Below are 12,664 nucleotides of genomic sequence, written 5' to 3'. Positions count from 1 at the left end.
ACCCAGATGCTTTTAGGCCGAAGTGAGATGGAATGACTATCAATTCCCCCACATGTCTGCCCGGTTGCGAGGGAATGCCTTGCCCACGAGACACATCGCATCGAGGCGATGGTCAGGGGAGGGGAACCCATGCGCGTATCACGCTCGTTGACTGCCGCTGCCGCCGCCGCGTCGTCCGTCCTTCTTGTCTGTACCGGTACGGCGGTTGCCGCACCGAGTCACTTCGACGACGGCAGTTTCGAGTACCCCGTCTCCACACCGGGCGGCTTCAGGGACCTCGTGGCGGGCCAGTCCATCGGGCCGTGGCAGGTCACCAGCGGCTCGGTGGACCACATGGGCGCGGGGTCCTGGCAAGCGGCCGAGGGCGACCAGTCGGTGGACCTCAGCGGTGTCAACGCGGGTACGGTGGCTCAGACCTTCACCACCGTCCCCGGCAGGAAGTACTCGGTCACGTACGCGCTGGCCGGCAACCCCGCCGGTCCACCCGTGGTGAAGTCCGGCAAGGTCCTCGTCAACGGCCAGAACTTCCAGGACTTCACCTTCGACATCACCGGCAGGACGACCAGGAACATGGGTTACGTCTACCGGCAGGTGAATTTCGTCGCCACGAACTCCACCACGACGCTGGGCTTCGCCAGTTCCGTCAACACGGCCTATGGGCCGGTGGTTGACGATGTCACCGTCGTCGCCTGCCCACCGTGCCCCACCTGCGGATGAGATCACGGCGACCGGCCGCCGGCCGGTCGCCCCAGCAGCCTCAGGCCGCGACGGCCACCAGCGAACGGTGATGCTTCGGGGTCTCGGTCTCGTCCACCAGGGCCACCGCCAGATCCGCGTACGAGAACCCTTCCGCACCCCCGTCCCCGGCCGGCAGCACCTGCCCACCGCCGGTACGGTAGCGGCCGGTCCGGGCCGCCTCGTTGTCCAGGACCACGGGCGGCGGGGCGATCACCAGCCAGTCGATCCCGCTCCCGGCGGCGCGGAGCACGTCGAGTTCGGCGGCGTGCCCGAGGGAGAAGTTCCGGGCCGCCTCCGGGAATCCGGGCGCGTCATGCACCATCACGCCCGGCGCCGTCTCCAGCGTGCTGCCGATCCCGACCAGCACCAGCCGCCCGACCCCGGCCCGCTCCAGCCCGTCCAGCAGCGCGTGTGCCGCGCCCACGTAGAACTCCGACGCGTCCATGTCCATACGGCCCGCCGCGCTGATCGCCCCGTCGTGCCCGGCGGCGACCGTCGCGACGCTCTCCGCGTCGGTGACGTCCCCCGAGACCACGCTCACGCCCGCCCCCGCCAGATCCTGGTACGACGCCGAATTCCGCACCACCGCCGTGACCTGATGCCCGCGGGACACGGCCTCGGCCACCGCACGGCGGCCGGCGCGGCCACCCGCTCCGAAGATGACGATGCTGATGCTGCTGCCGCTCATGAGCGTCCCCTCCACAGGGCCGGCGGACGGCCGGCCGATGCAGCGGACGCTAGCCCCGCACCCCATGGTTTCCGCAACGATAGTTACGTACGCTGGCCAGGGTGAGCCAACCACTTGATCCCGAAATGTTCACCGGGTGCTCCCACACGGCTTCGCCGTTCCGGATCGGCGGCAAATGGACCGCACAGATCATCAGGTGCCTGGAGCCCGGCCCGCGCCGCTTCTCCGAGCTGGAGATCCCGCTGCGCTCCATCACCCCCAAGGTCCTCACCGAGACCCTGCGCGCGATGGAACGGGACGCGCTGATCACCCGCACCGTCCACACGGGCGCCCCCGCTCCGGCCCCGGTCACCTACGAACTGACCCCGCTCGGCCGCACCCTGCTCGCCCCGATGGCCGCCTGCTGCGCGTGGGCGGCGGAGCACCTGCCGACACTCCTGGACGCCAGGGACGCCCACGGCTCCCCCGGCCCATCAGTCGTCGATGCCGGGGTCGGCCACCGCCACCCCCAGCCGTGAGCCCCGGCTCTCCGCCACCCGCTTGACCGTCCGCAGCGACTCGGTCAACCGACTCGCGAGGAAGTGGAGTTCCGTCCCGGTGACCTTCCGGTCCGCCAGGAGTTCGTTGGCGTGCCCGATCAGATCACCCGCCATGCCGAGCTGGATGTTCTCGATGCCGTCCGCCATCCGCGACACGTACCCGTTGCCGTCCCCGATGACGTAACACGGCTTGCCGTCCTGCCCCGTCCAGGGCAGCTGCCTGATCCCGGCGGCCTCGCGCCCGTTGTGCTTCATGTCGGCCCTCTTCTCCCGATTCCGATCCCGGTGACGAGTTCACCGCGCTCTGTAGCGAACCCATCACAGAGTGGGGTCGTGAGTGGCTACGCTGCCAGGGGTTGCGGGATGACAGCGCGCAGGTCAGGTCAGGTCAGGTCAGGTCAGGGAGTCGAGGCCGCATGGAGATCAACCGAAAGCCGCGTACACCACGGGAGAAGTACGGGGAGGAGCTGAGGTTACGGCGGATCGCCGCCGGGCTGACGCAGGAGGCCCTGAGCGAGCAGGTGGTCTGTTCCCCCACGTTGATCAGCCACTGGGAAGCGGGACGGCGGCTGCCGAAGCCGGATGACGCCCGGCGCATCGACATCGCGCTGAATACCGACGGATTCTTTGTCAGGTGGCTGGCCGACCTGGACTCCAAGTTCGCGCGCTACTTCGCAGCAGTGGCCGAGTTGGAGCAGGAGGCTTCGGAGATCAGGCAGTACGGCGCTCAGCTCGTCCCCGGACTCCTCCAGACCCCTGAGTACGCCCGTGCCGTGTTCCGCTCGGCTCGCACGAACTTCACCCAGGAAGTCCTGGACAGAGCGGTGACGAATCGCATGGAGCGCGGACGCCTGCTCCAGGAGCCCGCCGGCCCTGTCGCGTGGACGCTGCTTGACGAAGCGGTACTCAGACGCCGCATCGGCGGGCCGCAGGTGATGGCGGAACAGCTGCGCAAGATCGCGGACATGGCCGAGAGCGGACGCCTCCGCCTCCACGTACTGACCTTCGAGACCGGCGCGCACGCCTTGCTGGAGGGCATGCTCTACCTGCTGAACTTCAAGGACGCGGCACCGGTCGCCTACGTGGAAGGCCTCTACACCGGCAATCTGCTCGATGATCCGGCCCTGGTTGCGGCCTGCGGCACGGACTACGCTCTCGCCCTGGGCGATGCGATCTCGCATCTGGATTCAGTGGCTCTGGTCAGAGCCATCTCGGAGGAACACGAACATGCACAACGCTGAGCACTGCTTCACCGGCTGGTACAAGTCCAGCTACAGCGGCGCCAATCAGGGCGAGTGCCTTGAAGTCGCGGGTGGCTACGCCTCCGTCCCCGTACGCGACAGCAAGACAGGCCCCGCCGGGCCCGTCGCCGTCTTCTCCGCGGACGGCTGGGCCTCCTTCGTCACGGCGGTCAAGGAAGACCGGTTCGCGGGCTGAACCCTGGCCCTGGCCCACGTAGGAAACCGGGGGCCTGACGCCACCCCAGGACGGTGTCCAGCCCTCCTCTGCCGAGGCGTTCGCCGTCGCAGACTCATGACCGGGGTTCACGACTACACCGGTCAGGAGTCAGGCACATGACGCGACACACACGACGCAACGTACTGCGCGGGGCGGCGGCGCTGGCCGCCGCGGGCGGGTTCGTCGCCGCCGGGCCCGGTCCGCAGCGGGAGGCCGTCGCCGCGGAGTCACAAGGGGCGGCGGGTACGCGGCACTTCCCGTTCCTGGAGGGGGCGTTCGAGCCGGTCACCGAGGAGCTGACCGCGTTCGACCTGCCGGTGACCGGGCGCATCCCGCGCGAGCTGAACGGGCGCTACCTGCGCAACGGGCCCAATGTGCTCGGCCTGGAGGACCCGCGTGCCCATCACTGGATGCTCGGCGCCGGCATGGTGCACGGGGTACGGCTGCGCGACGGGCGCGCCGAGTGGTACCGCAACCGGTGGGTGCGCTCCTCGCAGGTCGCGCGGCAGCTCGGGGAGCCGTATCCGGGGCCGGTGCCGCCGGACGACTTCTCCTGCAACACCCATGTCATCCCGTACCGGGGCCGGATTCTCGCACTCCAGGAGAGCGGGCCGAGGCCGTACGTGCTGGACGACGAGCTGAACACCGTGGGCACCCATGACTTCCGGGGGACGCTGGAGGGGGCGTTCACGGCCCACACCAAGTTCGACGCGCACGCCGGTGAGCTACACGCGATCACGTACTACCCGACCTGGGACCACGTACGGCATCTGGTCGTGGATCCGTCCGGGCGGGTCTCGCGCACCACCCCGATTCCGGTGGCGGACGCGCCGATGATCCACGACTTCGCGCTGACCGAGAACCACGTGGTGGTCTTCGACATGCCGGTCACCTTCGACCCTGCGGGGGCGGAGCGCGGCGACGCGGTGCCGTACGTCTGGAACCGGAGGCACCCGGCGCGGGTCGGGGTCCTGCCGCGTGCGGGCGGCGCGGTCAGGTGGTTCGAGGTGGACCCGGTCTTCTACTCGCACACCCTGAACGCGTACGAGGAGGGGTCGGACATCGTCATCGACCTGACGACCTTCCCGGCGCCCTTCCTCGTCGCGGGCAACGGCTCGGGCGGGCCGTACGGGGCGGGCACCGGGCGGCTCGAACGGTGGACGGTCGGCCTCGGTGACGGCAGGGTCCGGACGCGGACAGTGGACGACCGACCGCAGGAGTTCCCGCGCGTCAACGAGGCGCTGGTGTCGCGCCGGCACCGCTACGGCTACTCGGCGGCCGCCGGGGAGATGACGCTGGCCTACCTGACGGCCGACGGCGGCGACCCGCCCGACCGGGCGTTCGGCAACGCCCTCTACAAGCACGACCTGTCGCGCGGCACCTCGCAGGTCCACCGGCTGCCCCGGGACGCGGCGGCGAGCGAGGCGGTGTTCGTGCCGTCCGACCCGTGCGCCCGGAAGGCGGCGGAGGACGACGGGTACGCGATCGCGTACGTGCACAATCCGGATCGCGGGGCCTCGGACCTGCTGATCCTCGCCGCCCAGGACTTCACGGGCGAGCCGGTCGCCCGGATCGAGCTGCCGGGACGGGTGCCGCTCGGCTTTCACGGGAGCTGGATTCCGGACGCCTGACCCGGCAGGGCTTGCAGGGGTGGTGGCCCATACGAAACGGGGCCCGGTCTCCCGACCGGACCCCACTCGTTTTCCCCCTCGCCGGAGCTTCCCAATCCCCCCGGATCCCTCCCCGGAAGCGTCCGACGGCAGATATGACCCGCCGGGGGGCCGAAGGGTTGTACGCCTGGGCAATCTTTCTGCCTCAGCGGCCAGGACACCCCGGATACGGGTTCAGCAGGCGTGTTCCAGGTAGCGGGCGGCGACCTCGGCCAGCACCTCGGAGCCGTCGCGCGCCCACAGACCCTCGTTGAAGATCTCCACCTCGATCGGCCCGTCGAAGCCCGTCGCCTCGACCGCCGTGCGGAAGGCGCGGAAGTCGACGCAGCCGTCGCCCAGTTGGCCCCGGCCGACCAGCACGCCGGCCGGCAGCGGGGTGATCCAGTCCGCGAGCTGGAAGGAGTGGATGCGGCCGCCCGCGCCCGCGCGGGCGATCTGGGCCGGTGCCTGGTCGTCCCACCAGAGGTGGTACGTGTCGACGACGATCCCGACCTGGTCCGCCGGGAAGCGTTCCGCGAGGTCCAAGGCCTGGGACAGGGTGGAGACCACGCAGCGGTCCGAGGCGAACATCGGGTGCAGCGGTTCGATCGCCAGGCGGACGTCGCGTTCCGCCGCGTACGGGGCCAGTTCGGCCAGCGCGTCCGCGATGCGTTCGCGGGCGCCGTACAGATCCTTGCTTCCGGCCGGGAGGCCGCCCGAGACCAGCACCAGGGTGTCCGTGGACAGGCCCGCCGCCTCGTCGAGCGCCGCGCGGTTGTCGTCCAGGGCGCGGGCCCGCTCGGCCGGGTCGGTGGCGGTGAGGAAGCCGCCCCGGCACAGGCTGGTGACGGACAGGCCCGCGTCGGACAGGAGCCGGGCCGTGCGCTCGACGCCGTACTCCTGGACCGGGGCGCGCCACAGGCCGACCTTGTCGATGCCCGCCTTCACGCAGCCCTCGGTCAGCTCGGGCAGCGACCACTGCTTGATGGTCTCCTGGTTGACGGAGAGACGGCCGTCGCTCATCGGGTGCCTCCGTTGACCGTGAGGAGCGCGCGCATCCGGGACTCGGCCAGCTCGGGATCGGGGAACAGGCCCAGCCGGTCCGCCAGTTCGTAGGCCTTCGCCAGATGCGGCAGCGAGCGGGCCGACTGCAGGCCGCCCACCATCGTGAAGTGGTCCTGGTGACCGGCCAGCCAGGCGAGGAAGACCACGCCCGTCTTGTAGTAGCGGGTCGGTGCCTGGAAGAGGTGCCTGGACAACTCGATGGTCGGGTCGAGGAGTTCGCGGAAGCCCTTGGTGTCGCCGGTGTCCAGGACCCGTACCGCGTGCGCGGCCAGCGGGCCGAGCGGGTCGAAGATGCCGAGCAGTGCGTGGCTGAAACCCCGGTCGTCGCCCGCGATCAGCTCGGGGTAGTTGAAGTCGTCGCCCGTGTAGCAGCGCACGCCGCTCGGCAGGCGGCGGCGCACGTCGATCTCGCGCTCCGCGTCGAGGAGGGAGATCTTGATGCCGTCGACCTTGTCCGGGTGTTCCGCGATGACCTGGAGGAAGGTGTCGGTCGCCGCGTCGAGGTCGGCGGAGCCCCAGTAGCCGTCCAGCGCCGGGTCGAACATCGGGCCCAGCCAGTGGAGCACGACCGGTTCGGTGGCCTGGCGCAGCAGGTGGGCGTAGGTCTCCAGGTAGTCCTGCGGGCCGTTCGCCGCGGCGGCGAGTGCGCGGGAGGCCATCAGGATGGCCTGCGCCCCGCTCCCCTCGACCAGGGCGAGCTGCTCCTCGTACGCGGACCGGACCTCGGCCAGCGAGGCCGGGCCGGGCGGGAGCTGGTCGGTGCCGACGCCGCACGCGATCGCGCCGCCGACGGACCTGGCCTCGGCGGCGGAGCGGGTGATCAGTTCGGCGGCGCCCGCCCAGTCCAGGCCCATGCCGCGCTGGGCGGTGTCCATGGCCTCCGCGACGCCGAGGCCGTGCGACCAGAGGTGGCGGCGGAAGGCGAGGGTGGCGTCCCAGTCGACGGCCGCCGGGGAGTCGGGGCCGGCGTCCGCGTAGGGGTCGGCGACCACATGGGCGGCGGAGAAGACCGTGCGGGAGGTCAGGGGCGCCCCGCCGGGGGCGAGGTCGAGCGGGGTGGTGCGGGGCTCGTACGGGCCCCGCGGGAGGTGGATGGTCACTGGGTCAACTCCGGTGCGCACTGCGGGCAGTGGGTGATCACAGGGTCAGTTCCGGGACGTCGAAGCGACGGCCGTCGGCGGAGGACTTGAGGCCGAGCTCGGCGAGCTGGACGCCTCGGGCGCCGGCCATCAGGTCCCAGGTGTAGGGCTCGTCCAGCACGATGTGGCGGAGGAACAGCTCCCACTGGGCCTTGAAGCCGTTGTCGAAGACCGCGTTGTCGGGGACTTCCTGCCACTGGTCGCGGAAGGACTCGGTGGCCGGGAGGTCCGGGTTCCAGACCGGCTTGGGGGTGGCCGAGCGGTGCTGGACGCGGCAGTTGCGGAGCCCCGCGACGGCGGAGCCGTGGGTGCCGTCGACCTGGAACTCCACGAGTTCGTCGCGGTTGACGCGGACCGTCCAGGAGGAGTTGATCTGCGCGACGGCGCCGCCCTCCAGCTGGAAGATGCCGTACGCGGCGTCGTCGGCGGTCGCGGCGTACGGCTTGCCGTGCTCGTCCCAGCGCTCGGGGATGTGCGTCTGGACATGGGCCTGGACGGTGGTGACGCGGCCGAACAGCTCGTGGAGCACGTACTCCCAGTGCGGGAACATGTCGACGACGATGCCGCCGCCGTCCTCGGAGCGGTAGTTCCAGGACGGGCGCTGCGCCTCCTGCCAGTCGCCCTCGAAGACCCAGTAGCCGAACTCGCCGCGCACGGAGAGGATCTCGCCGAAGAAGCCGCCGTCGATGAGGCGCTTCAGCTTCAGCAGGCCGGGCAGGAAGATCTTGTCCTGGACGACGCCGTGCTTGATCCCGGCCTCGCGGGCGAGCCGGGCCAGCTCCAGGGCGCCCTCGACATCGGTGGCGGTGGGCTTCTCGGTGTAGATGTGCTTGCCCGCCGCGATGGCCTTCTTGATCGCGTCCACCCGGGCCGAGGTGACCTGGGCGTCGAAGTAGATGTCGATGGTCTCGTCCGCGAGGACCGCGTCGAGGTCGGTCGACCACTCGGTCAGGCCGTGCTGCTCGGCGAGCGCCTCCAGCGCATGGGCCCGGCGGCCGACGAGGACCGGCTCGGGCCACAGCACGTCGCCGTTGCCCAGGTCGAGGCCGCCCTGCTCGCGGATCGCCAGGACCGAGCGCACCAGGTGCTGCCGGTATCCCATGCGACCCGTGACGCCGTTCATGGCGATGCGCACTGTCCTGCGTGTCACGAAAGATCCTCCATACAGCGGTAGCAAGCGCTTTCTATCAAGGTTGACGCTAGCCTGCCGACAGCGGCCCGGACAAGAGGGGGCACGCTGATCGGCCCCTCTCCCCTCATCACTCCTCGGAGGAATGCGATGACAGTCACCCTGGCGGACGTGGCGGCGCGCGCCCGGGTGTCCCCGGCCACGGTGTCCCGCGTGCTGAACGGCAACTACCCGGTGGCCGCGTCCACTCGGGAGCGGGTGCTGCGCGCGGTGGACGATCTGGACTACGTGCTGAACGGGCCCGCCAGCTCACTCGCGGCCGCCACCTCCGACCTGATCGGCATCCTGGTCAACGACATCGCGGACCCCTTCTTCGGGATCATGGCGGGCGCGGCGCAGACGGAGATCGGCGGTCCCGGTGACGGTTCGGGCCGGGCGGGCGGCGAGAAGCTCGCGATCGTCTGCAACACCGGCGGCACCCCGGAACGCGAGCTCACCTACCTGACGCTGCTCCAGCGCCAGCGCGCCGCAGCCGTCGTCCTCACCGGCGGCGCGGTCGAGGACCCGGCGCACCGGGCGGCCGTCTCCGCGAAGCTGGCGAAGCTCGCGGACGCCGGAACCAAGGTGGTCCTGTGCGGGCGGCCCCCGCTGCCGGACGGCGAATCGGTCCTGGCCGCGCTCGCCTTCGACAACCGGGGCGGCGGCCGGCGGCTGACCGAGCACCTGATCTCGCTGGGCCACCGCACCATCGGCTACGCGGCGGGACCGCTGGAGCGGACCACGACCCGCCACCGCCTGGAGGGCCACCGCGAGGCGCTCAAGGCGGAGGGGCTCGCCGGCGACGAGGAGCGGCTCACCGTGCACGGCTCCTACGACCGCGGCTCCGGCTACGACGCCACCGTCGAACTCCTGCGCCGCGAACCGGGGATCACGGCCGTCGTCGCCGCGAACGACACGGTGGCCCTGGGCGCCGCCGCGGCGATCCGCGACCGGGGGCTGCGCATCCCCGAGGACATCTCGGTGGCCGGCTTCGACGATCTGCCGTTCTCGGTGGACGTGGTCCCGGCCCTGACGACCGTACGGCTGCCGCTGTTCGAGGCGGGGGCGCGGGCGGGCCGGCTGGCCATGGGCAAGGAGACCCCGCCGCCCGGCGGCATCGCGACGATCCCGGCCGAGCTGATGGTCCGCGGGTCGACGGCGGCGCCTCGGGGGTGACCCGCGTCCCCTCGTCTCCGCGTCCCCGCGTCCCCGCGTCCCCGCGTCCCCGCGTCCCCTGATCTCCGCGTCTCCGCGTCTCCGCGTCCCGTGACCGGTACCGCAGGGAGGTGACGTGGCTCGCCGTGACCGGTTCCGCAGGGGATGACTTGGTTCGCCGTGTCCGGGGCATCCGTCAGTCAGGCCGTGAGCCGGTGATGTGCCGGCCGCCGACCGGACCGTACGGTGCGGGGGCACGCAGGTACCGATGGAAGGACACGCACGTGAAGCTCGCTTTCTCCACACTCGGGGTGCCGGGGCTGCCGATATCCGAGGTCGTCCGGCTGGCCGCCGAGCACGGCTACCAGGGCGTGGAGCTGCGCGCCCATCCGGAGGAGCCGGTGCACCCGGGGCTCTCGATGCTCGAACGCGCCGATGTGGTCGAGGAGTTCAAGCGGGGCGGGATCGAGATCCTGACCGTGGCCGGCTATGTGCGGGCCGCGTCCGAGGGCGAGGACCAGCCGGTGCTGGACGAGCTGGCCGGCCTGGTGGAGCTGGCCCGGGACCTGGGGGCGCGCAACGTCCGGGTCTTCCCCGGCGGCGGCGACCAGGGCCCCGACGCTGCGGACGCGACCGCTGCCCGCAGGCTGGCCGCCGCCGCTCCGTACGCCGCGGACATGGGCGTGCGCATCCTGCTGGAGACCCACGACTCGCACCGCGCCGGAGCCGCCGTGGCCCGGGTGGTGGGGACGGTGGGGCACGGGAGCATCGGCGCCCTGTGGGACATCATGCACACCTGGCTGGCCGGTGAGGAGCCGGTCGCGAGCCATGCCGTGCTGGCCCCGCACCTGGGCTACGTCCAGGTGAAGGACATCGCGTCGGCCGAGGACACCGAGCCCCTCGCCCTGGGCGCCGGGGTGCTGCCGCTGCGGGCCTGCCTGGACACCCTGGACGCGGACAGCTGGGTCTGCTGGGAGTACGAGAAGCGCTGGCACCCGGAGGCGGCGGACCTGCCGGGGCTGCTGAGCGCGGGGCGCGAGCACCTGCTCCGGCTGGGCGCGCCGAAGCAGTAGCGGCCGCACCCGCGACGTGCCGCGACCCGGCGACAGTCGTGGGTGGGTTCGCAGGGCGCTCAGGCGGCCCCCGCGACCTGCGGCTCCGCAAGCTCCGGGGCGGCGGGGCGGGGGCGCCGCGCCCCGGCGAGCGAGGTCAGGGCCACCCCGCCGACCAACAGCGCCGCCGCGCACCACCGCAGCGGGCTCACCGACTCGTCGAGCAGCAGGGCGGCCGAGGACATCCCGAAGACGGGCACCAGCAGGGTGAACGGGGCCACCGAGGATGCGGGGTACCGGCTCAGCAAGAAGCCCCAGGCCCCGAAGCCGAACACCGTGGTGATCCAGGCGACGTAGACGATGATCCCGGCGCCGCTCCAGTCGAGCGCGGCCAGTGCCTCCGTATCGCGGTCCCAGCCCTCGAAGAGGAGCGAGAGCCCGAGCAGCGGCAGCACGGGCACAGTGGAGACCCAGACCATGAAGTTGAGGGCGTCGGGCGGGGCGGCCTTGCGGGTCAGCACGTTGGACACGCCCCAGCAGGCCGCCGCCGCGATCACCAGGACAAAGGCGAGCACCGGACCGCTCGCGCCCTCGTCGACCGCGGCGACCCCGATGCCGGCGAGGGCCACCGACATCCCCAGCGCCCTTACGCGTCCCGGGCGTTCGCCCAGCGCGAGCGCCGCGAAGAGGGCGGTGAAGACGGCCTGGACCTGGAGGACCAGGGAGGAGAGTCCGGCGCCCATGCCCCGGTCCATGCCGATGAACAGCAGCCCGAACTTGGCCATGCCCAGGACCAGTCCGACCCCCACCACCCACTTCCAGGCGACCTTCGGGCGGCCGACGAAGAAGACCGCGGGCAGTGCCGCGACCAGGAAGCGCAGTGCGGAGAAGAGCAGGGGCGGGAAGTGGGCGAGGCCCAGTTCGATGACGACGAAGTTGACACCCCAGACGGCAGCCACCACGGCGGCCAGGGCGATGTGAGGGGGACGCATGCCCCGAGGATCACCCGCACCGACCGTTTAGCACCAGCGCGGATTTCTTCATGGTGAAATTGAGCGACGCTAATGATTCCCGAGGCTCCCGGAGGCTCCGGTGCTCGATCTCTCCCGGCTGCGCGCGCTGCACGCCATCTCCGTGCACGGATCCGTCGCGGGTGCGGCCGCCGCGCTCGGCTACACCCCGTCGGCGGTCTCGCAGCAGATCACCAAGCTGGAGCGGGAGACCCGTACGACGCTCCTTGAGCGCCGCGGACGCGGGGTCGCGCTCACCGAGGAGGCGCTCCATCTCGCTGCGACGGCCCAGCAGTTGCTGGCGATCGTGGAGCGGGCGGAGACGACGCTGGAGGAGCGCAGGGGGCTGCCGACGGGGCGGCTGTCGATCGGCGCGTTCGCCTCGGCGGCGCGCGGACTGCTGCCCGGGGTGCTGGCCGAGCTGGACCGTGAGCACCCGGCCCTGGACGTGCGGATGACCGAGGTCGATCCGCACCTCTCGGTCGATCTGGTGACCAAGGGCGTGATCGACCTCGCCGTCGCACACGACTGGGACATCGCCCCACTGCCCGCCCCGGAGGGCGTGGCGCAGGCGGTGATCGGGAGGGACCACTGCGATCTGCTGGTGCCCGCAGGCCACCGGCTGGCGGGGCGCAGCGGGGTGCGGCGCGAGGAGCTGGCGCGGGAGCGGTGGATCTGCCAGCCGCCCGGGACGGTCTGCCACGACTGGCTGGTGCGGACGCTGCGCACGGCGGGCTACGAGCCGGACATCCGGCACCAGGCCGAGGAGAACCACACCCAACTGGCCCTGCTCGCCGCCGGTCTGGGGGTCGCGATGATGCCCAGGCTGGGGCGCGGGCCGCTGCCGGACGGGGTGGCGGCGGTGCAGATCGAGCCGGTGCCGGTGCGCCGGCTGTACGCGCTGTGGCGCACGGAGGCGGCCCGCCGTCCCGCGATCACGGCGGCGGTCGCGGCCCTCCAGGCGCACGGCGCGGGCGCGGGGCTGCGGTAGCTGGGCGGCCCC

14 protein-coding genes are annotated in these 12,664 nt (G+C 71.7%); 8 read left to right on the top strand and 6 right to left on the bottom strand.

Going from position 1 to position 12,664, the window contains the following annotated elements:
- Positions 1-129: 129 nt before the first annotated feature.
- Positions 130-717: a choice-of-anchor C family protein gene (locus tag EDD93_RS16835; protein ID WP_123525916.1), complete on the top strand. Its 588-nt coding sequence runs from the start codon at positions 130-132 to the stop codon at positions 715-717.
- 40 nt (positions 718-757) lie between these two features.
- On the opposite strand, the gene EDD93_RS16830 is transcribed toward EDD93_RS16835, so the two are convergent.
- A complete protein-coding gene (locus EDD93_RS16830) occupies positions 758-1,426 on the bottom strand; it encodes an NAD(P)-dependent oxidoreductase (protein ID WP_185092342.1) in 669 nt (222 codons plus the stop codon).
- Between the two features lie 101 nt (positions 1,427-1,527).
- Between EDD93_RS16830 and EDD93_RS16825 the strand changes: the two genes are divergently transcribed.
- A complete protein-coding gene (locus EDD93_RS16825; protein WP_398903907.1) occupies positions 1,528-1,944 on the top strand; it encodes a winged helix-turn-helix transcriptional regulator in 417 nt (138 codons plus the stop codon).
- Here the strand turns inward: EDD93_RS16825 and EDD93_RS16820 are convergent.
- On the bottom strand, positions 1,900-2,220 hold the full coding sequence (locus EDD93_RS16820; RefSeq protein WP_123525914.1) for a hypothetical protein: 321 nt from the start codon (positions 2,218-2,220) through the stop codon (positions 1,900-1,902). The genes EDD93_RS16825 and EDD93_RS16820 overlap by 45 nt on opposite strands.
- Positions 2,221-2,381: 161 nt before the next feature.
- Between EDD93_RS16820 and EDD93_RS16815 the strand changes: the two genes are divergently transcribed.
- From EDD93_RS16815 to EDD93_RS16805, 3 genes are all read left to right on the top strand, one after another.
- Positions 2,382-3,206 carry a helix-turn-helix transcriptional regulator gene (locus EDD93_RS16815; RefSeq protein WP_123525913.1) on the top strand — a complete coding sequence of 275 codons (825 nt, stop codon included), beginning with the start codon at positions 2,382-2,384 and terminating at the stop codon, positions 3,204-3,206.
- Positions 3,193-3,402: a DUF397 domain-containing protein gene (locus tag EDD93_RS16810; RefSeq protein ID WP_123525912.1), complete on the top strand. Its 210-nt coding sequence runs from the start codon at positions 3,193-3,195 to the stop codon at positions 3,400-3,402. Before EDD93_RS16815 ends, EDD93_RS16810 begins: the two co-directional genes overlap by 14 nt.
- Before the next feature lie 137 nt (positions 3,403-3,539).
- Entirely contained in the window at positions 3,540-5,054 is a 1,515-nt protein-coding gene (locus tag EDD93_RS16805) for a carotenoid oxygenase family protein (protein WP_123525911.1), read from the top strand.
- A gap of 213 nt (positions 5,055-5,267) precedes the next feature.
- On the opposite strand, the gene EDD93_RS16800 is transcribed toward EDD93_RS16805, so the two are convergent.
- Genes EDD93_RS16800 through EDD93_RS16790 form a run of 3 tightly spaced genes read right to left on the bottom strand, consistent with a single transcriptional unit; the run spans position 5,268 to position 8,426 of the window.
- Positions 5,268-6,095, bottom strand: coding sequence for a sugar phosphate isomerase/epimerase (locus EDD93_RS16800; protein WP_123525910.1), 828 nt, complete (start codon positions 6,093-6,095; stop codon positions 5,268-5,270).
- Complete coding sequence (locus EDD93_RS16795; RefSeq protein WP_123525909.1) at positions 6,092-7,237, bottom strand: dihydrodipicolinate synthase family protein; 1,146 nt, start codon at positions 7,235-7,237, stop codon at positions 6,092-6,094. The genes EDD93_RS16800 and EDD93_RS16795 overlap by 4 nt, the downstream gene beginning before the upstream one ends.
- A gap of 37 nt (positions 7,238-7,274) precedes the next feature.
- Positions 7,275-8,426, bottom strand: a complete 1,152-nt coding sequence (locus tag EDD93_RS16790) for a Gfo/Idh/MocA family protein (RefSeq protein ID WP_123525908.1) — start codon at positions 8,424-8,426, stop codon at positions 7,275-7,277.
- A 129-nt stretch (positions 8,427-8,555) separates the two neighbouring features.
- On the opposite strand from EDD93_RS16790, the gene EDD93_RS16785 reads away from it, so the two are divergent.
- Positions 8,556-9,620 carry a LacI family DNA-binding transcriptional regulator gene (locus tag EDD93_RS16785; RefSeq protein ID WP_123525907.1) on the top strand — a complete coding sequence of 355 codons (1,065 nt, stop codon included), beginning with the start codon at positions 8,556-8,558 and terminating at the stop codon, positions 9,618-9,620.
- A gap of 263 nt (positions 9,621-9,883) precedes the next feature.
- Positions 9,884-10,672 (top strand): sugar phosphate isomerase/epimerase, encoded by a 789-nt coding sequence (locus EDD93_RS16780; RefSeq protein WP_123525906.1) that lies wholly within the window; start codon positions 9,884-9,886, stop codon positions 10,670-10,672.
- A 59-nt stretch (positions 10,673-10,731) separates the two neighbouring features.
- Here the strand turns inward: EDD93_RS16780 and EDD93_RS16775 are convergent, their stop codons facing one another.
- Positions 10,732-11,643 carry an EamA family transporter gene (locus EDD93_RS16775; RefSeq protein ID WP_123525905.1) on the bottom strand — a complete coding sequence of 304 codons (912 nt, stop codon included), beginning with the start codon at positions 11,641-11,643 and terminating at the stop codon, positions 10,732-10,734.
- Positions 11,644-11,743: 100 nt separating this feature from the next.
- Between EDD93_RS16775 and EDD93_RS16770 the strand changes: the two genes are divergently transcribed.
- Positions 11,744-12,652: a LysR family transcriptional regulator gene (locus EDD93_RS16770; RefSeq protein ID WP_123525904.1), complete on the top strand. Its 909-nt coding sequence runs from the start codon at positions 11,744-11,746 to the stop codon at positions 12,650-12,652.
- Positions 12,653-12,664 lie beyond the last annotated feature (12 nt).

Source organism: Streptomyces sp. 840.1 (assembly GCF_003751445.1).
Taxonomy (GTDB): Bacteria; Actinomycetota; Actinomycetes; order Streptomycetales; family Streptomycetaceae; genus Streptomyces.
The sequence above is the reverse complement of the archived record's forward strand: the minus strand, read 5'-3'. Positions and strand labels throughout refer to the sequence as shown.